Genomic DNA, 19,072 nt, shown 5'->3' on the forward strand with positions numbered 1-19,072 from the left:
CCGACGAATTTGGAGGGTCCGATGGACGATCTCAGAGACAAGTATATCGCGCTTATTGCGGAGGCCGGGAACGAGGCCACGCTCGAAGAGCTGCGGGTGCAGGCCGTGGGCAAGAAGGGCGAGATCAGCCTCAAGATGCGCGAGCTTGGCAAGATGACCCCGGAAGAGCGGCAGGTCATGGGGCCAAAGCTCAACACGCTCAAGGACGAGATCAATTCGGCGCTCGCCATGAAGAAAGAGGCGCTGGCCGATGCAGCGCTTGATGAGCGGCTCAAGGGCGAATGGCTTGACGTGACGCTTCCGGGGCGCGCGCGCCGCGAAGGCACGATCCATCCGGTGTCACAGGTCATGGAAGAGGTCACGGCGATCTTTGCCGATCTTGGCTTCTCGGTGGCCGAGGGGCCGCAGATCGAGACCGATTGGTACAACTTCGACGCGCTCAACATTCCGGGCCATCACCCGGCCCGCGCCGAGATGGATACGTTCTATACCCATCGCGCAGAAGGCGACAATCGCCCGCCGCACGTGCTTCGCACGCATACCTCGCCGGTGCAGATCCGGTCGATGGAAAAGCACGGCGCGCCGATCCGCATCATTTGTCCGGGGCGTGTCTATCGCGCGGATTACGACCAGACGCACACGCCGATGTTCCATCAGGTCGAGGGCCTCGCGATTGGTAAGGACATTTCCATGGCGAACCTGAAATGGGTTCTCGAGGAGTTCTTCTCGGCCTTCTTTGGCACCCATGTGGACACCCGATTCCGCGCCTCGCATTTCCCGTTCACGGAGCCGTCGGCGGAAGTCGATATTCAGTGTGAATGGGTCGATGGGCAGGTCAAGGTCGGCGAAGGCAATGACTGGCTCGAGGTGCTTGGCTCGGGCATGGTGCACCCGAAGGTGCTCGAGGCGGGCGGCATTGATCCGAACGAATATCAGGGCTTTGCCTTTGGAATCGGGATCGACCGGCTTGCGATGCTGAAATACGGTATCCCGGATTTGCGGGCGTTCTTTGATAGCGACCTGCGCTGGCTGCGCCACTACGGGTTTGCGAGCCTCGATCAGCCGACGCTGCATGGTGGGTTGTCGCGGTAATCGGACGTGTCCAAGTTTGACGAGATCGTTGCGCTTGATGGAACGGTCTGGTCCATTGCTTGGGGAGTGGATGATCACCCCGATGTTGCGTCTGAGGTTCTGGGCGTGCCCCTGAAACCGAAAGGGCGCATCGGAGCAGTCGCCTTTTACGAGCCGCGATATGGCGAAGAGAAGACGCTCTCGATCTATGACTGTGGCGCGTATCTATGGGCTGCCGCTGAGATTACCCCTGGTGTCTATGCGCAGGCGGTGCGGCCCAAGAACGGCAAGGTGGTATGCTCTCCCGAGGTTCCGAAACCCGAACCTGTAGAGCGTCGTATCAAAGTTCTTAAGACGATGCTCGTTCTGATAGGGGCTGCGATCATCTATTGGATTCTTGATTAGTTTTCAATGGTCTAAGCGCAGTGGCGGGCTGAGGCCCGCTCTACGGGTGGACGGCCATGTCGGGATGGTTGAAGGGGGCGCGTTTGGCGCCCCTTTTTTGGTTTCGCGACAGAGGCCGCAGATAGGCGAAACTTGGTCGGGATCGGCGGGGTTTTTGCGCGGTGATTGGGGCAGGGTTTTTCCGAGACAAGGAGACCTGCCGATGACGACGATTCTTATTGTGGAGAGCAATTCGCCCGATCTTTTGGCGATTGGGAAGTCGGCGGCGTCGAGTTTTTTGCGGACATTTCAGGCGCTTGTGCCGGAGGCAGAGCTGCGGGTGGCGTGCCCATATGCGGCGGCGTTGCGTGAGGATGCGCTCGACGGGATCGACGGGGTCGTGTTCTCGGGCTCGGGGGTGATGTGGTCGACGGATGGTCCCGAGGCGGCGCCGCTACGGGCCGAGATGGAGCGGGTTTTCGCGGCGGGTTTGCCGGTTTGGGGATCGTGCAACGGGATGCAGCTTGCCGCGTCGGTACTCGGCGGGCGGGTCGGCGCGTCGCCCAACGGGTTCGAGCTTGGCACCGCGCGGGATGTGCAGGTTACCGAAGAGGGCGCAGCGCATCCGATGATGGCGGGGCGCGCGGCGGGGTTTGCCGTGCCGTGTATCCATCGCGACGAGGTGCAGAGCGTGCCGGAGGGCGCGGTTCTCATGGCCGGGAACGGCCATTCGCCGGTGCAGGCGATGGTGTATGAGAGCGGCGGCGTCGATTTCTGGGGCACGCAGTATCACCCGGAGATGAGCCTTCAGGAGATCGCGGCAGCGGTGCGGGGCAAGGGGCTTTTCGAGGCGGCGGACCGGATGGCGGATCGCCTCGAGATTGCCGATCAGGACGCGGACGCGGCGGCGGAGTTCGGCACCAGCCCCGAGGCGCTTGCCGTGCCGGTCCGGGGGCGGGAGCTTGTCAACTGGATCGCGCATCTGCACGGACGGCGCTAGGGGCTTTGCCCCTCTGGCCGCAAGCGGCCATTCACCCCAGGATATTTTCGGCAAGAGGAAGAGCGGGCGCAGTTTCGGCGCAACGCGCCCTTTCCCCTGTGATCCATATCCGGTAAAGCCCCTATGACCCGGTTTTGAACGACGGACGGATACGATGAAATTCACGCTTTCCTGGCTCAAGGATCACCTTGAAACGCAAGCGACCCTGGATGAGATTCTCTATGCCCTGACTGATCTTGGGCTTGAGGTTGAGGGGGTCGAGGACCCGGCGGCGAAGCTTGCAGGCTTTACGCTTGCCAAGGTGGTGCATGCCGAGCAGCACCCGGATGCGGATCGCCTGCGGGTGTGCAAGGTGGCGACCGACGAGGGCGAGAAACAGATCGTCTGTGGCGCGCCGAATGCCCGCGAGGGGATCACCGTGGTGCTTGCCAAGCCGGGCGACTATGTGCCGGGGATCGACGTGACGCTTTCGGTCGGCAATATCCGCGGTGTCGAAAGCCATGGCATGATGGCCTCGGAGCGCGAGCTGGAATTGTCGGATGAGCATGACGGGATTATTGAGCTTCCGTCGGGCGAGGTTGGCGAGAAGTTCGTGGATTGGCTTGCCGCGAATGATCCTGCGAAGGTCGATGCGGTGATCGAGATCGCCATTACGCCGAACCGTCCGGATGCGCTTGGCGTGCGGGGCATTGCGCTTGATCTTGCGGCGCGGGGGCTTGGCACGATGAAGCCGGCGCCGAAGGCAGAGATTGCGGGCGGCTATCCCTCGCCGATCAATATCACCATCGACGACGAGGCGCGCAAAGATGGTTGTGAGGTGTTCGCGGGCCGTCTCATCAAAGGTGTGACAAACGGGCCGTCGCCGAAATGGCTTCAGGATCGCCTTCGCGCCATCGGGCTTCGCCCGATTTCGGCGCTTGTCGATGTCACCAACTTCTTCACTTTCGACCGCAACCGCCCGCTGCACGTGTTTGACGCGGACAAGGTCAAGGGCGACCTGCGCGTGCATCGCACCAAGGGCGGCGAGACGCTCGTCGGTCTGGACGAGAAGGCATACACGTTCGGGGCCGGTCAGGTTGTGATCTCGGACGATGAGGGGATCGAGAGCATCGGCGGGATCATGGGCGGCTTGCCCACGGGCTGCACCGAGGAGACCACGAATGTGTTCCTTGAGGCCGCGGTTTGGGATCGGGTGCAGATCGCCTATACGGGGCGCGCGCTCAAGATCAATTCGGATGCGCGGTATCGCAACGAGCGCGGCATTGACCCGGCGTTCAACATGGAAGCGATTGACCTCGCGACGCAGATGATCATCGACCTGTGCGGCGGGGAGCCTTCGGAGGTTGTCGTCGCGGGCGAAGTGCCGGATGTGAGCCGGGCCTACAAGCTCGACACGGACCGGGTGCAGTCGCTTGTCGGGATGGAAATCCCCGCCGAGACGCAGCGCGCGACGCTGACGGCGCTTGGCTTTGTGATTGAGGGCGACATGGCGCAGGTGCCGAGCTGGCGTCCGGACGTGATGGGCGAGGCGGACCTTGTGGAAGAGGTGGCGCGTGTGGCGTCGCTGACCAAGCTTGAAGGTAAGCCGATGCGCCGCCCGGTCGAGGGTATCCCGGCGCCGATCCTGTCACCGATGCAGAAGCGCGAACAGATCGCCCGGCGCACGGCGGCGGCTTTGGGCTATAACGAATGCGTCACCTATAGCTTTATCGACAAAGCGTCGGCGGAACTCTTTGGCGGTGGCAGCGATGCGACCATGCTCGAGAACCCGATCTCGAGCGAGATGAGCCATATGCGCCCGGCGCTTCTTCCGGGGCTGTTGCAGGCGGCGGCACGCAATCAGGCGCGCGGGTATATGGATATGGCGCTCTTCGAATGTGGCGCGGCGTTCCATGGTGGCGAGCCGGGGGAGCAGCATCTTCTGATCTCTGGTCTTCTCGTCGGGAAGACCGTTGGCAAGGATGTGCATGGCGAGAGTCGGGGCGTCGATCTTTATGACGTGAAGGCCGATGCCGAGTCGATCCTCGCGGCGATTGGTGCGCCCGCGAAGGTGCAAATCCTGCGCGGCGCGCGGGAATGGTGGCATCCGGGGCGGCACGGCAAGATCTGTCTTGGGCCGAAGAAGGTTCTTGGCGTCTTTGGTGAACTGCACCCGAAAGTCCTTGCGGCGATGGATGTGAAGGGGCCGGCGGTTGCCTTCACGATCTGGCCGGAAGAGATTCCGATGCCGCGCAAGAAGAACGCGACGCGCCCGGCGCTTGCGATCAACGATCTTCAGGCGGTCGAGCGCGACTTTGCCTTTGTCGTGGACAAGGATGTAGAGGCGCTGACGCTGGTCAATGCGGCGGCGGGCGCGGACAAGGCGCTTATCGAGGATGTGCGGGTCTTTGACGAGTTCATCGGCGGTGCGCTTGGCGAGGACAAGAAATCCATCGCCGTGACCGTGCGCCTTCAGCCGACGGACAAGACGCTCAAGGAAGCCGATATCGAGGCTGTTGCGGGCAAGATCGTCGAGAAGGTTACCAAGGCGACGGGCGGCAGCCTGCGCGGGTAAGGGGGGAGGGGGCGCTGCCCCCTCTTGGCCAAAGGCCAATTCACCCCCGAGGTATTTTCACCAAGAAGAAGCGGCAGGGTTTGCCCGGCCTCTTGGGGTGTGCAAGGGAGCATGACATGACACTGAGAATCTATCTGTCCGGGGAAATTCACACCGATTGGCGCGAGCAGATCGTTGCGGGGGCCGAGGGGCTTGATGTGGCGTTCGATAGTCCGGTGACGGATCACGCGGCGAGCGATGATTGTGGGGTGGCGATCCTTGGGGCAGAGGATCAGAAGTTCTGGCACGATCACAAGGGCGCCAAGGTCAACGCCATCCGCACCCGCAAGGGGATCGAGGATGCGGATATCGTCGTCGTGCGGTTTGGCGAGAAATACAAGCAGTGGAACGCGGCCTTTGACGCGGGCTATGCGGCGGCGCTTGGCAAGTCGATCATCGTGTTGAGCCAGCCGGAGCATCAGCACGCGCTCAAGGAAGTGCATGCCGCCGCGCTGGCCGTGGCCGAAGAGCCGAAGCAGGTTGTCGAGATCCTGCGCTATGTGTTGACGGGTGCGCTTCCGGGGTAAGGGGCATGGGTTTTTCCCCTGTTGCCAGACCCTCGCTCCATGAGACAGAGTAAGTCACGCCAGCTTTGCGCGAGCGTTATGACAACTGTGAGCGTGGGGGAAAGGAACCAGGATGCTTCAGGAATTCAAGGATTTCATTGCCAAGGGCAATGTCATGGACATGGCCGTCGGGATCATCATCGGCGCGGCTTTTACGGCGATCGTCAAGTCGATGGTCGGCGACCTTATCAACCCGTTTGTCGGGCTTTTCCTTGGGGGTGTGGATTTCACCAACCTCTATGTGGTGCTCTCGGGCAGTGTGCCGGAAGGTGCGAGCCTTGAGGCGGCGCGCGAAGCGGGTGCGGCGGTCTTTGCCTATGGGGCCTTCATCATGGCGGTGATCAATTTTCTCATCATTGCTTTCGTCGTCTTCATGCTTGTGCGCTATGTGAACAAGGTCAAGGAAGCGGCAGCGAAGCAGGAAGAAGAGGCACCGGCCGAAGAAGCGCCCGCCGGGCCAAGCGAGCTTGATGTTCTGCTTGAGATTCGCGACGCGCTGAAGAAGTAAGACAAGAGACATTCCGGGGCAGTCCTGCCGCTGGCGGGGCTGCTCCTTTTTTGTGGAAAGGGGAAACGCGCAATGGAACAGGTATTGGACTACGTCGGCGATATGGGGCCGCTGGTCATTTCGGCGATCAAGGCGCTCGTCGTCATCGTCATCGGCTGGAGCGTGGCCGGGATCGTGAGCGGCATGGTGCGGCGCAAGGTTAACGCCAAGCCGGAGATCGACGACACGCTTGGCAACTTCGTGGCGTCGATGATCCGCTGGGTGATCCTGCTCATGGTGCTGATCGCGGTGCTTGGGCTTTTCGGGATCGAGGCGACATCGCTTGTCGCGGTGATGGGGGCGGCAACGCTGGCGATTGGCCTTGCGCTACAGGGCACGCTGAGCGATTTGGCGGCAGGGTTCATGCTTATCCTGTTCCGACCCTACAAGCTTGGCCAGTATGTCGATATTGGCGGCACGGCGGGGACGGTCAAAGATCTCAACCTCTTCATCACCGAGTTGGTGACGCCGGACAATGTGCAGATCATTATCCCCAATGGTCAGGCCTGGGGGGCGATCATCACCAATTATTCCGCACATGCGACGCGGCGTGTCGATCTCACCTTTGGCATTGATTATGGCAATGACGCCGATCACGCGATGGCGATTATCCTGCGCGAAGCCGTGGCCGAAGGGCGGGTCAAGGAAGACCCGGCGCCTTGGGTGCGCGTCACCAACCTCGGTGATAGCTCGGTTGATATCACCACGCGCCTTTGGGTCGATGCGGCGGACTATTGGGACGTGAAGTTTGCGCTTACCAAGACGGTCAAAGAGGCCTTTGACAAGGAGGGCGTCTCGATCCCCTATCCGCATGTGGTCGAGATCAAGAAACAGGGCTAAGACCCGTTTCCCAGACATGGAAAAGGCGCCCCGAAAGAGTGGGGCGCCTTTTGTCGTTCCCGGGTGGGAGGGTCAGCCCTTGAGAACGACGTTCGGAGACACGACGTCCAGCCCGAGCGCCTTGCCGACCGCATAGTAGGTCAGCTTGCCCGCGTGGACGTTGAGCCCGTTGAGGAGGTGCGGATCGTCTTCGCAAGCCTTGCGCCAGCCCTTGTCGGCGAGCGCGAGCATGAAGGGCATGGTCGCGTTGCCAAGGGCGATGGTCGAGGTGCGGGCCACGGCGCCGGGCATGTTGGCAACGCAGTAATGCATGATCCCGTCCACGTCATAGATCGGGTCCGCATGGGTCGTGGCGCGAGAGGTTTCGAAGCAACCGCCTTGGTCGATGGCGACATCGACGAGCGCCGCGCCGGGCTTCATGGTCGAGAGCTGGGCGCGGGAGACGAGCTTGGGCGCGGCGGCGCCGGGGATGAGGACCGCACCGATCACCATGTCGGCCTGTTCGAGCAATTCGGCGGTGTAGCCTGCCGAGGAGAAGCCGGTCTTGAAGGTGCCGCCAAAGACGTCATCGAGATAGCGCATGCGAGGCAGGGAACGGTCGAGCACTGTCACATCCGCGCCCATGCCCGCAGCGATGCGGGCGGCATGGGTGCCGACGACGCCGCCACCGATCACCAAGACCTTGGCAGGGCCGACGCCGGGGACGCCGCCCATGAGCACGCCGCGCCCGCCATTGGCCTTTTGCAGGGTCCATGCGCCGACCTGCGGCGCGAGGCGGCCCGCGACCTCGGACATGGGGGCCAGAAGCGGCAGGCCACCGGCGGCGTCAGTCACGGTTTCATAGGCGATGGCGGTGCAGCCAGAGGCGATCAGGTCATGGGTCTGATCCGGGTCGGGGGCGAGGTGCAGATAGGTGAAGAGGAGTTGGCCCTCGCGCAGCATCTTGCGCTCGCCAGCCTGGGGTTCCTTCACCTTCACGATCATGTCGGAGATCGCAAAGACCTCTTCTGCGGTGTCGATGATCTTGGCCCCGGCGCGGGTATAGTCTTCGTCGTTGAAGCCCGAGCCAGTCCCGGCCCCGGCCTGAATATAGACCTCGTGGCCGTGGGCGACGGCTTCTTGCGCGGCGTTCGGTGTCATACCAACGCGGAATTCTTGTGGTTTGATCTCTGTGGGGCAACCGATTTTCATATGTGTCCTCCCTGTTCCCTGTGGCGGAGCTTGCCGGATTTTCTTCGCAAAGTGCTGCAAAAATAGGCAAAATATGAAAGTGCAAATGGGAGATTCTTCGCGTAGATATGGGGAATGGGAAAAGGAGCTTCGCGAAAATGTCGCTAGACCAGACGGATCGTCGGATTCTCACGGTCCTTCAGAAGCAAGGCCGGATCTCCAACGCGGACCTGTCGGAGGCTGTCAACCTTTCGCAGTCGGCCTGTCATAGGCGGGTGCATCGCCTCGAACAGGAAGGGTATATCCGAGAGTATGTCGCGCTTCTTGATGCGCGCAAGATGGCGGTGCCGACGACTGTGTTCGTGGAAATTTCGCTCTCAGGGCAGGCCGAAGACGTGCTTGGCGCGTTCGAGACGGCGGTGTCGCGAATCCCGGATGTGCTTGAATGTCATCTCATGGCTGGGTCGGCGGATTACCTTTTGAAGGTGGTGGCCGAGAACACGGACGATTTCGCGCGTATCCATCGGCAATACCTTTCGCGCCTGCCGGGGGTTGTCAGGATGCAGTCGTCTTTTGCGCTGCGCACGGTGTTCAAGACGACGGCGCTTCCGGTTTAGGGGGGAGGGGCGCTGCCCCTCACGTCGCTTTTGCCCTGCAATAGCGACGCTCACCCCGGAGTATTTTTACAGAGAAGAAGAGCGGGGCCTTAGCGATAGGGTGGCACCGGGTCGTTTGGCGCGGCCGTGGCGTGATAGACGGCGCGGGCGATGGCGCGGGCGAGGCAGGTGGCGGCGGCGTGGCCGAGCCAGAGCGTGTCGGCGACCGGATCGGTGAGCGGTTTGCCCGCGGTTGAAACAGCGAAGACGAGATCGCCATCCATCGGCGTATGGGAGGGCACCAGCGCGCGGGCCATGCCGTCATGGGCGGCAGTGGCGAGGCGGGTGCATTGGCTTTGGTCGAGGGTGGCGTCGGTGGCGACGATGGCGATGGTGGTGTTAGCGTTGTGGCTTGCGAGTTTCGTTGGCGGCAGGCCGGTCGGGATCGTCTTGGCCGGGCCGTGGCCGCCGAACTCCTCGCCGACCTCGAAGGGAGCGGCCCAGAAATGGGTGCCGTCGACGGTCGCATCGCCAAGCGCGTTGACGGCGACCAGCGCGCCGACCGTATGGCCCGAGGGGAGCGTTGCGGAGGCAGACCCGAGGCCGCCCTTGCGGGTTGCGAGCATGGCGCCAGTGCCGGCGCCAGTCGTGCCGATCCGGAAGTCCGTGGCAGCGTTGGAGAGGGCCTCGGCACCGAGGCGTTTATAGGGGTTCTCGGGCCAGTTCTTGTCACCGCCATTCAGCAGGTCGAAGAGGATCGCGCCGGGCACGATCGGCACGCGCTGTTCGCCGACGGCAAAACCACGGCCCGCCGCGCGTAAAGCATCGGCCACGCCGGAGGCGGCATCGAGGCCAAAGGCGGAGCCGCCCGAGAGCACCAGCGCGTCGACCTGTTGCACGGTTTTGTCGGGGGCGAGCAGGTCGCTTTCGCGCGTGCCGGGCGCGCCGCCCATGACATGCAGCCCCGCAGTAAAGGGCGCGTCCGCTGTCAGCACGGTGACGCCGGTCTTGATCGCGGCATCAGACGCATTGCCGACGCGCAGCCCGGGGATATCTGTGATGAGGTTCTTGGGACCGGGGGTCATGGGGCGCTCCGTTGCATGTCTTGCAGGCAGAGTAGCGGTGGACGTGCGCGAATGCGACGCCAGAGTCGCAAAGGGGCTTGATCGGGGGCGCGGAAGGCGGCAAAGGAAGAGAAGAGCAATCGGCGATGGCGTCGCCACGGCCCGATTAGGCCGCGCTCGTCTTTCCCAGTCCTGAACGCCGGGACCTCTTTGATCGGAGGTCTATTATGACTGCACGTCCTGAATTCTATCGTTTCCACAATGGCGAGAAAGCACGCCTGCAATTTGCCGAGGCCGAGTATGCGGCGCGGATTGACGCCCTACGTAAGCGTATGGGTGAGGCGGGGGCCGAGGCGGCTGTGTTCACCTCGATGCACAATGTCTCCTATTACTCGGGCTTCACCTATTGTTCTTTCGGGCGGCCCTATGCGCTTGTCGTGACAGACACGGAATGCGTCACGATCTCGGCCGGGATCGACGCGGGCCAGCCTTGGCGGCGCTGTTATGGCGACAACATCACCTATACCGATTGGCAGCGCGACAACTACTGGCGCGCGATCTGCTCGGTGACGGGGGAGGGGCGCAAGATCGGGTATGAGAGCGATCACCTGACCCTTTTGCAGAAGGGGAAATGCGAGGCGTTCCTCAAGCCCGCCGCGATGGTCGATCTATACGAGACGACGATGCGCCAGCGGATGCATAAATCGCCCGCCGAGCTGGACATGATCCGCGCGGGCGCGGCGGTGGCCGATGTGGGCGGCTATGCGATCCGTGACGCGGTCAAGATCGGGGCGCGGGAGATCGACATTGCCATGGCCGGGCGCGATGCGATGGAGCTTGAGATCGCGAAGCGGTTCCCGGATGCGGAATATCGCGACACGTGGGTCTGGTTCCAGTCAGGGATCAACACCGACGGGGCGCATAACCCGGTGACCAGCCGGGCGCTTGAGCGGGGCGATATCCTGTCGCTCAACACCTTTCCGATGATCTCGGGCTATTACACGGCGCTTGAGCGGACGATGTTCGCGGGCGAGGTCGATGCCGAGAGCCTACGGATTTGGGAGGCGAATGTCGGGGCGCATGAGTTGGGGATTTCCCTGCTCCAGCCCGGAGCGAGCTGTGCGGAGGTGACGCATAAGATCAACGCGTTCTTTGCCGAGCGCGACCTGCTGCAATACCGGACCTTTGGCTATGGGCATTCGTTTGGCGTGTTGTCGCATTACTATGGCCGTGAGGCGGGGCTAGAGCTTCGTGAAGATATCGACACGGTGCTTGAGCCGGGGATGGTTATCTCGATGGAGCCGATGCTCACGATTGCCGAGGGGCAGCCGGGGGCCGGGGGCTACCGCGAGCATGATATTCTTATCATTACCGAGGATGGGAACGAGAATATCACCGGCTATCCCTATGGGCCGGAATTCAACGTGGTTGGATAAAGGAAAGGGCGGGGCGTGAGGCTCCGCCCTTTTGGATTGGAGGATGGCGGTTATGCGGGACTTTTCAGCCGTTCAATTGTTCTATGTATCGTCGTGCCAATCCACCTTTGACGGCCGCTGGCCTGAAGCGACAAATTCGAGAAGTGCGTCAAAGACCATCTTGCGATCCATTGTCCAAGAGCTGGGGAAAGTATCCACTTGTCCATTCGACAGAACGAAAGCTTCCTTTGGGCCTTCACTCTGTTCCCTCAATGGATTCCGCGAACTGAATCCGGCATCACCCTCAAATCGCAGAAACATCAGCCACCCATATTGCCGGTTGAGTAGCGCACAAAGCGATGATCCGTTGCCTTCGGACATCCAGATTTCGAGGTCATCCGTATGCCCATGCGAAGCGAGAAGTCTTTCCGCTTCCTCGACCCCGGCAAGGCTGTGCTGTTCTCCGTTGATCGTGACGTGCATACCAATATTGCGCTCCGAGAAGTTCGCACTAGACTACTCCGCCGATGGCATAAGGGCAATTTGGGCTCAAAGCAGACATTTGCATAGACCTGCCTGAGGCCTCCAACACGGTGCCGCACCGCCTCGTTGCACCCGCTGATTGAGTTGGCCGATCTTGGCTTCTCGCCAGCCAATCACAGGTGGCAGGATGCCGCGAGACGCTTGGACTCATTTTTGTTCGGCGGCTCCCCTAACCCAATCGGCGAATGTCTTAACGCCGTGCTTGTTGCGCGACAGGGGATTGAGCACGAGGGAATAGGCAAATCCGGGCAGCTCTGGACCGGGGATTTGCCGGTAGCGACCTGATTTCAGACCTTCCTCGACCAACGCGCTGCTGGACAAAAGCAGACCCAGTCCCTGATCCAGCGCGTTGAAAGCCGCACTTTCATCGCTGAAACGGGTAATGCTGTTTGACGGGAACGGTTCCCCGGCTTCCTTGAACCATTCTTCCCAGGTCGGGCCGCCCATGTCCGGGTTGCGCCAGCGGAATCCCAGCAGTCGGCTGTCTTGCAAGCCGGTTTCCGGGCGGTCAGCCAAACTGACAGGGATGTAGCGATCCGAGAACAAAACCTCAGTTTCCTCATTCGCGGAGGCCTGGGGGCCATATCTGATCGCTAGGTCCAGCCGGTCAACCCGCAGGTCCAAAACATCGTCATCGGTTTCGACCTCAACCCTGATCTCGCCGTGCTTGTCGAAAAAATCCGGCAGGCGCGGAACCAGCCAGCGTTCTGCAAAGGCATATGTTGTTGTGACCCGAACCAGCGATTGTTCAACGTCCTTGTCGAGCATTGCGAAGGCTTCGCCCAAAATATCAAAAGCCGTCTGCAGCTTGGGGAACAACTCTTGCCCGGCGGGAGTGAGGGCGATCTGACGGGGCCGGCGCTCCACCACCTGGAACCCAAGGTAGGCTTCCAAATGTCTGATCTGGTGGCTTATGGCGGTGGCGGTGACGCCCAGTTCTTCCGCAGCCTCGGCAAAACTGAGCCTCCGGGCGACCGCTTCGAAGGCTCGAATTGCGTTTAACGGCGGCAGTTTACGCATGGCGTCTGCCACTTGCGCAAAGAAAACTCAGCATGGCCTGATGAATGGTCATTTGTTTTTTGGCCTCCTCTTTCTGAAGCTTGCTGAATGAAAAGGGAGAGAAAAATGACACATAATATTATCACCACCCGGCGGCGGTTGATCAAGGGGGGGCTTGCGGTCGCGACTGCCATCGCTACCCCGGCCGTCTTGCGCGCACAGGGTCGCCGCGAACTGTCGATGCTCACTTGGGCAGGCCATGCCGACCCCGCCGTGATCGGCGCATTCGAGGAGACGCACAATGTTCGTATCCGCGCCAAGGAATATGTCGGCGGCGACCAGATGCTCGCGCAAATTGCGCAGTCTCCAGCCGGAACCTACGATGTAATCCTGTCGGATGCGGAATACGTCGTGCAATTGCAGCAAGCGGGTTTCATTGAGCCGCTGGCGCCTGAGGACTATCCGTTCGACGACTTTTTTCCGGAGTTTCAGACCTTCCGCGGCCACTGGTTTGACGGTCAGCCCTATGCGGTCTTTCTGCGGTTCGGTTTCCTCGGGCTGTCCCACAACCGCGCCGCGATGAGCGAGGCCGAAGCCCGCAGCTATCGCACCATGTGGGATCCGCAGCATGAGGGGCGCATCGGCCATTTCGACTGGCATCTGCCCAATCTGGGCGCGTTGAGCCTCCTCAATGGCAACGCGTCGCCTTTTGATCTTGATGAGGCGCGCTGGACGGAACTGACCGAGACGATGATGTCGCTCCGGCCTCAGGTGCGCGGTTTCTATGATTACGGCGGGATGCTGTCGGCGCTGCGTTCGGGCGAGGTCTCCGCGATCCCCGGCATCGGTGACTGGATCACCGGCGTGCTGGCCCGCGATGGTGCGGATGTCACCACGACAATCCCCGAGGAAGGTGGCCTGCAATGGACCGAGTCGCTGTCGATCGGCACGCAGTCAGAAAATCAGGATCTGGCCCAGAAATTCATCCAATACATGCTGTCGCCAGAAGGGCAGGTGAAGACCGCCACGCTCAGGGCTTATCCGGCGATGATCCCGAGGCGGGCAGGCTGGGCGCGGCTGAATGATGAACTGCCGGGAGTGGCGCAGCGCCAGAACATGGTGCTGAACGGGCCCAATGCACTCGATGAGATCCGGGCCGGGCGCATCCGGCTGCGGGAGCTTCCGGTACAGCAATCGCTGGAAACCTGGAACGACGCCTGGACGCGTTACAAGAACGCCTGATGTCCGGTTCGGCCCCGGCACAATCGTCGGGGCCGCAGCCCTATCGGAGATATCGACATGACTTCCTCTACTTTCCCGGCCCGTACTTCGGGGCGCCGGTTCCACTTCTTCTTTCACCGTGCCTGGCAGGCGCTTTGGGTCCTGCCGCTGCCTGTCTGGCTGCTGCTGTTTTTTGCAGTGCCGCTTGGTTTGCTGGTGGCGATTTCATTCTGGTCCGTGGTGAACTACCGGCTGACGCCGGACGCCACGCTGTCGGCCTGGCGCTATGTTCTAGGTCTCGATTTCCTCTGGGCCAGTTTCTGGCGCAGCTACGGAGTGTCGCTTGCCAGTGCGGTCGCCATTTCGCTGCTGGCCTTTCCGGCCTCCTACGCGATGGCCTTTGTCGCAGCCCCGCGTCAGCGGCTGATCCTGCTGGGGCTTGCGATTGCGCCGTTTTTCACAAGCTATCTCGTCCGCATCTATTCCTGGCAGGTCTTCCTGACAGAAGGCGGCGTGATCCCCTCCATCGTTCAGGCGCTCGGCGGCAAGGGGGAAAGCCTTCTCAACACCTATTTCGCGCTGTTTCTTGGCCATGCGACGCTGGCGCTGCCGGTGGTTCTGATCCTGCAGACCATCGCCCTTGCCAATGTGGACCGGACCGGGATTTCGGCTGCCGCCAACCTTGGCGCGCGTCCCGGAGCCATCCTGTTCCGCGTTATCCTGCCCGCGGCCCGGCCCGGGCTGACGCTGGGGCTGCTGTTCGCCTTCCTGTTGTCCTATGCCGAATTCGTCAGCGCCTCCTATCTGGGCGGCGGCACCTTCCAAACCCTGCCGATCCTCGTGACGGACCTTGTTCGGGCCGGTCAGCAATGGCCGCGCGCCGCCGTGGTGTCGCTGCTGATGATCGCCAGCCTGCTGGTCACAGCCTTTGTAACCGTCCGCTGGGCCTACCGAGAGAAAGGATAAGACATGCCTCCGCATCTGAAACACGCCTTGCCAAGAGCATTCTGGATTGCCGGACTCGCATTGGTTTTCCTGCTGCTCTACGCACCGATCCTGTCGGCGGTCCTGTTTTCCTTCAGCGCCGACCGCTTCCCGAGCCTCAGCATGTCCGGGTTCAGCACCAAATGGTACGCGCAGGTCCTGACCGACCGCGCCATGCTGGAGGCCCTCTGGAACAGCCTGACGGTTGCCGGGATCACCGCAGTGATCGCCACAACTCTGGGATTTGCCGCAGCCTATGCGGACTATCGTTTTAGGTTCTTTGGTCAGAAAGCCGTGCTGGCGCTTGCCTTGCTGCCGCCGACGGTGCCGCTGGTTATCCTTGGCCTCGCCATGCTGGCCTTCTTCTCCCGCATTGGCATTGCCGGCACGCTTGCGGCCGTAGTTGCAGCGCATGTGGTGATCGCCGCACCCTTTGCGATGGCGGTCTGCCGTCTGCGGCTGGCGCAGTTGGATGAGACGCTGGAAACCGCAGCGCAGAACCTCGGTGCATTGCCGCATTCCGCGCTCGCCCGTATCGTGCTGCCGCACACGCTGCCTGCCATTCTCGCTGCCTTCCTGATCACCTTTGCCGTGTCATTCGACGAGTATGTGATCTCTTGGTTCACGGGTGGCTTGAACCAGACCATTCCGGTTGCGGTTCTGACCACCCTTCAGGGGCAGGTCGATCCGACCATTCACGTTATCGGCACATTGAGTTTTTCCGTCACGCTGACGCTGGTTCTGATCGCGCTTGCCGTGGTCCTGAGCCAGAGCGGCGGCGCTATGTCCAAGGAGGAGACATCATGACCAACGCACATCTGAAACTGGAGGGGCTTGCAAAGTCCTATGGTAAATTCATCGCCGTCGAAGAGTTCTCGCTGGATATTGCCGAAGGGGAGTTCATCGCAATCATGGGGCCGTCCGGCTGTGGCAAGACCACGAGCCTGCGCATGCTTGCGGGTCTTGAAACGGCAGACCGCGGTGAAATCACCCTTGCGGGCACCCGGATCGACCAACTGCCGGTCTGGGAGCGGGAAACCCCCATGGTCTGGCAAAGCCTGGCGCTGTTCCCCTTCATGACTGTGCGGGAAAACGTCGAGTTCGGGCTAAAGATGCGCGGCGTTGCCGGGGCAGAGCGCCGCCGCCGCGCTGACGACTGGCTGGAACGGTTGGGCATTTCCACCTATGCAGACCGCAATGTTGCGCGTCTTTCAGGCGGTCAGCGCCAGCGTGTTGCCCTCGCTCGCAGCCTGGTGCTGGAACCCAAAGTGCTGCTCTTGGACGAGCCGCTGTCGGCACTGGACGCCCATATGGCGATCAAGATGCAAGGCGAACTGAAGAAGCTCCAGCGCGAGCTTGGTATCACCTTTGTCTATGTCACGCACAGCCATTCAGAGGCCTTTTCGCTCGCCGACCGGGTTGTCATCATGAACGCCGGCAGGGTGGAGCAGATTGGCAGCCCGCAGGACATCTTTCTGCGACCCCGCAGCAAATTTGTGGCGCAGTTTGTCGGCGGGATCAGCCTTCTGGAAGGCAAGATCTCAAGCAGAGAGGAAGGCAAACGCTTTCTCGACACACGCGACGGCAAAGTCCGGCTCGCCAACAGCAGCGGGCTGGCCGAAGGCGCAGCCGCAGATCTGGCTGTCCGGGCGGATAGGATTTCCGTGACGGTTGAGCCGGGCTGGGGTGAAAACGAAATCGCCTGCACTCTGATCTCTGAGGAGTTCGCCGGAGCGGTTGTCAATTTGCATCTTGAAACCGCGTCAGGTCACAACCTCGTGGCGCAACTCCAACAGCGCGATCTGGAGCAGTTAGACGCAAGCATCGGTGCGCGTGTCTATGCGTCCTGGCACTCCGACGACGGCTTTCTTCTGGCGACTGCGCGACAATCGGGGGCGGGCCCCAAGGCGAGGGCTGCATGAGGTCTGTTCTCGACAACACCCTGGACGCTCTGCGTCGCGCCGGGCGGGATGGGGAGGTTTTTCTGTCCCTGTTGCCGGACCGCGCCCGCGCGGAAGCACGTCAAAGCGATGGTCGCACCGAACGATTGGGCCCTCTGGATGGGAGCACGGTCTCTTGGAAGGATATGATCGCGATCAAGGGCGTCCCCACGCGTGCAGGCGCCTCGCGCCGGCTTTCGGAGGCGCCCGCCGCTGCGGATGCAGAGGTCGTAGACCGGGCCAGCAAAGCCGGTTTGATCAGCATCGGCGTCACCAATCAATCGGAACTGGCGTTCTCCGGGATCGGCTACAATCCGCACCACGGAACGCCGATGATAGAGGGGCGGGTGCCGGGGGGCTCGTCCTCCGGGGCGGCGGCCTCTGTTGCGCGCGGGATCACCCGATTGGCGGTTGGTACCGATACGGCTGGCTCCTGCCGGGTGCCCGCGGCGTTTCAGGGCGTGGTGGGCTTTCGTCCCTCGCGCGGACGGTATCCGATGCGCGGCGTGATGCCGCTTGCACCCAGCTATGACACGGTTGGAAGTTTTGCCCGCTCGGTTGCCGATATCATGGAATTGGATGCCGTTCTGTCAGGCGATGCAGCCACTCCCGACGCGGTCGGCCGTCTTTCGGTTGCGATCGACGTGCTCGAGGGGGGCGATGTTGCCGCGCCGGTTTCCCAACGCTGCAAGGAGGCGGTGACGGATCTCAAACAGGCGGGCGTCTTGATGGAATACATAAGACAGTCACCGTTGGATCAGGCGCTGACGCTGATCAGTGCGGGCGGGTGGCCAGGGGCCTTCGAGGCAGTCCGGACCAATGGTCACCTGCTCGAAGGTGCTGACACCGATCACCTCGACCCCTTCGTCGCGGCACGGTTGCGTGCTTCGGCCCGTCTCGATGCGTGCAGCATCGCTGGGGTTGAGCTTGGAGCCAGTGAACTACGCGAAACCATCCGCGTGGCCGATACGATTTACATTCTACCCACGGTCGGAATCGAGGCGCCGAGGCTCGCGCCGCTGCTAGAAGACCCAGAAGCCTTTGCCGCAGCAAATGCTGCTGCTCTCCGCCTGACCATGCTGGCCAGTCTTCTGGATTTGCCGGCGATCTCTCTTCCCGTCGGAAGAACTCGTGATGGCTGCTGGGTGGGATTGCAGTTGGTTGGTCCGCCGGACAGTGACCGCACCCTGCTTGCCACCGCGGCAATGGTTGAAACGCTGCTCGTGCGAAAGGAAGCCCTGACATGATCCGTAATCCAATCCAATGGCCGAACGGTGCCCGCTGTGCCTGTGCGATCACGTTTGACGTGGATGCCGACAGCCTGATCCACATTGCCCGTCCGGACGACGGGCACCGCCGCCTTTATCCGATCAGCATGGGCCGCTATGGCCCGAATTCCGGTGTGCCGCGTATTCTTGAAACCTACCGGCGAATGGGACTCAAACAGTCCTTTTTCATGCCCGGCTGGGTGATGGAACAATACCCCGAAACGGTCGAGGCGATCCTCGCCGGCGGACATGAGATCGGTCACCACGGGTATCTGCACGAAGACCCTGCGGAACAGAGCGCGGAGGAACAGACCTATTGGTTTGAGCGGGCGCTTGAGGTTCACCGTCAGATGACCGGCAGCACCCCGCGCGGCTATCGCGCCCCGGTCTATAATGTCACCCCTGAGGTGCTGTCGCTCGCGGTGACGCACGGGTTGACCTATGAAAGCTCGATGATGGCGGACGATCTGCCCTATCGGATCGACACCGCATCCGGATCTCTGTTCGAATTGCCGGTGCATTGGGGCAGCGATGACTGGCCGCCTTTCGCGCATTTCGACGAGATCGGCTACAAGATGCCGGTGATGTCTCCGCGCCGTGGGCTGGAAGCCTCCTTTGAGGAGTTTGAAGCGCAATACGAGGCTGGCGGACTCTGGATCGGCATTTGGCACCCGTTCCTGACTGGGCGGCTGGCCCGCTGGCGGGTGGTGGAGCGGTGGCTCGAAGAGGTGTTGTCGAGAGGCGATGTCTGGTTCGCACCGCTGGAAGAGATCGCCGCCTATGTCGCGGGCCAGGAAGCCGAAGGCGCTTGGCAGCCGCATCGCGAGCCCGCAGCCCCCTACCCACATCCCGTCCTGATGGAGAAATAAAG

General features: G+C 61.8%; 19 protein-coding genes. 15 read left to right on the forward strand and 4 right to left on the reverse strand.

Going from position 1 to position 19,072, the window contains the following annotated elements:
- The first annotated feature begins 21 nt into the window (after positions 1-21).
- The 7 genes from pheS to R1W01_RS15900 all read left to right on the forward strand — a co-directional run bounded on the left by pheS (position 22) and on the right by R1W01_RS15900 (position 7,001).
- A complete protein-coding gene (pheS, locus tag R1W01_RS15870; protein WP_243614042.1) occupies positions 22-1,092 on the forward strand; it encodes a phenylalanine--tRNA ligase subunit alpha in 1,071 nt (356 codons plus the stop codon).
- A 6-nt stretch (positions 1,093-1,098) separates the two neighbouring features.
- A complete protein-coding gene (locus R1W01_RS15875; protein ID WP_297757919.1) occupies positions 1,099-1,476 on the forward strand; it encodes a hypothetical protein in 378 nt (125 codons plus the stop codon).
- Between the two features lie 202 nt (positions 1,477-1,678).
- Positions 1,679-2,455 (forward strand): type 1 glutamine amidotransferase, encoded by a 777-nt coding sequence (locus tag R1W01_RS15880; RefSeq protein ID WP_297757916.1) that lies wholly within the window; start codon positions 1,679-1,681, stop codon positions 2,453-2,455.
- 154 nt (positions 2,456-2,609) lie between these two features.
- Complete coding sequence (gene pheT, locus R1W01_RS15885; protein ID WP_297757913.1) at positions 2,610-5,009, forward strand: phenylalanine--tRNA ligase subunit beta; 2,400 nt, start codon at positions 2,610-2,612, stop codon at positions 5,007-5,009.
- A gap of 116 nt (positions 5,010-5,125) precedes the next feature.
- Positions 5,126-5,575, forward strand: coding sequence for a YtoQ family protein (locus R1W01_RS15890; protein WP_297757910.1), 450 nt, complete (start codon positions 5,126-5,128; stop codon positions 5,573-5,575).
- Positions 5,576-5,687: 112 nt separating this feature from the next.
- The gene (mscL, locus tag R1W01_RS15895; protein WP_243614047.1) at positions 5,688-6,122 is read left to right on the forward strand and encodes a large conductance mechanosensitive channel protein MscL; all 435 of its coding nucleotides are present in this window, start codon (positions 5,688-5,690) and stop codon (positions 6,120-6,122) included.
- Positions 6,123-6,194: 72 nt separating this feature from the next.
- Complete coding sequence (locus R1W01_RS15900; protein ID WP_243614048.1) at positions 6,195-7,001, forward strand: mechanosensitive ion channel family protein; 807 nt, start codon at positions 6,195-6,197, stop codon at positions 6,999-7,001.
- 72 nt (positions 7,002-7,073) lie between these two features.
- On the opposite strand, the gene ald is transcribed toward R1W01_RS15900, so the two are convergent.
- Positions 7,074-8,192: an alanine dehydrogenase gene (gene ald, locus R1W01_RS15905; RefSeq protein ID WP_297757907.1), complete on the reverse strand. Its 1,119-nt coding sequence runs from the start codon at positions 8,190-8,192 to the stop codon at positions 7,074-7,076.
- A 137-nt stretch (positions 8,193-8,329) separates the two neighbouring features.
- Here ald and R1W01_RS15910 point away from each other — a divergent pair, with 137 nt between their 5' ends.
- Complete coding sequence (locus R1W01_RS15910; RefSeq protein ID WP_243614050.1) at positions 8,330-8,788, forward strand: Lrp/AsnC family transcriptional regulator; 459 nt, start codon at positions 8,330-8,332, stop codon at positions 8,786-8,788.
- Between the two features lie 89 nt (positions 8,789-8,877).
- Here the strand turns inward: R1W01_RS15910 and R1W01_RS15915 are convergent, their stop codons facing one another.
- Complete coding sequence (locus R1W01_RS15915) at positions 8,878-9,852, reverse strand: P1 family peptidase (RefSeq protein ID WP_297757904.1); 975 nt, start codon at positions 9,850-9,852, stop codon at positions 8,878-8,880.
- A 206-nt stretch (positions 9,853-10,058) separates the two neighbouring features.
- Here R1W01_RS15915 and R1W01_RS15920 point away from each other — a divergent pair, with 206 nt between their 5' ends.
- Complete coding sequence (locus tag R1W01_RS15920) at positions 10,059-11,267, forward strand: aminopeptidase P family protein (protein WP_297757901.1); 1,209 nt, start codon at positions 10,059-10,061, stop codon at positions 11,265-11,267.
- A gap of 81 nt (positions 11,268-11,348) precedes the next feature.
- On the opposite strand, the gene R1W01_RS15925 is transcribed toward R1W01_RS15920, so the two are convergent.
- On the reverse strand, positions 11,349-11,729 hold the full coding sequence (locus R1W01_RS15925; protein ID WP_297757898.1) for an Imm1 family immunity protein: 381 nt from the start codon (positions 11,727-11,729) through the stop codon (positions 11,349-11,351).
- A gap of 207 nt (positions 11,730-11,936) precedes the next feature.
- Positions 11,937-12,809, reverse strand: coding sequence for a LysR substrate-binding domain-containing protein (locus R1W01_RS15930; protein ID WP_297757895.1), 873 nt, complete (start codon positions 12,807-12,809; stop codon positions 11,937-11,939).
- A 105-nt stretch (positions 12,810-12,914) separates the two neighbouring features.
- Here R1W01_RS15930 and R1W01_RS15935 point away from each other — a divergent pair, with 105 nt between their 5' ends.
- From R1W01_RS15935 to R1W01_RS15960, 6 genes are read left to right on the forward strand one after another with little or no spacing between them, the layout of a single operon-like run.
- Positions 12,915-14,030 carry a spermidine/putrescine ABC transporter substrate-binding protein gene (locus tag R1W01_RS15935; protein ID WP_297757892.1) on the forward strand — a complete coding sequence of 372 codons (1,116 nt, stop codon included), beginning with the start codon at positions 12,915-12,917 and terminating at the stop codon, positions 14,028-14,030.
- 57 nt (positions 14,031-14,087) lie between these two features.
- Positions 14,088-14,975: an ABC transporter permease gene (locus R1W01_RS15940; protein ID WP_297757889.1), complete on the forward strand. Its 888-nt coding sequence runs from the start codon at positions 14,088-14,090 to the stop codon at positions 14,973-14,975.
- 3 nt (positions 14,976-14,978) lie between these two features.
- A complete protein-coding gene (locus tag R1W01_RS15945) occupies positions 14,979-15,800 on the forward strand; it encodes an ABC transporter permease (protein ID WP_297757886.1) in 822 nt (273 codons plus the stop codon).
- Entirely contained in the window at positions 15,797-16,915 is a 1,119-nt protein-coding gene (locus R1W01_RS15950; protein WP_297757883.1) for an ABC transporter ATP-binding protein, read from the forward strand. The genes R1W01_RS15945 and R1W01_RS15950 overlap by 4 nt, the downstream gene beginning before the upstream one ends.
- Entirely contained in the window at positions 16,912-18,180 is a 1,269-nt protein-coding gene (locus tag R1W01_RS15955) for an amidase family protein (RefSeq protein ID WP_297757880.1), read from the forward strand. The genes R1W01_RS15950 and R1W01_RS15955 overlap by 4 nt, the downstream gene beginning before the upstream one ends.
- Positions 18,177-19,070, forward strand: a complete 894-nt coding sequence (locus R1W01_RS15960) for a polysaccharide deacetylase family protein (RefSeq protein ID WP_297757878.1) — start codon at positions 18,177-18,179, stop codon at positions 19,068-19,070. The genes R1W01_RS15955 and R1W01_RS15960 overlap by 4 nt, the downstream gene beginning before the upstream one ends.
- The last annotated feature ends 2 nt before the right edge of the window (positions 19,071-19,072 follow it).

This window comes from Shimia sp. FJ5, from assembly GCF_032918335.1.
In the GTDB taxonomy this organism is placed as follows: domain Bacteria; phylum Pseudomonadota; class Alphaproteobacteria; order Rhodobacterales; family Rhodobacteraceae; genus Shimia; species Shimia aestuarii_A.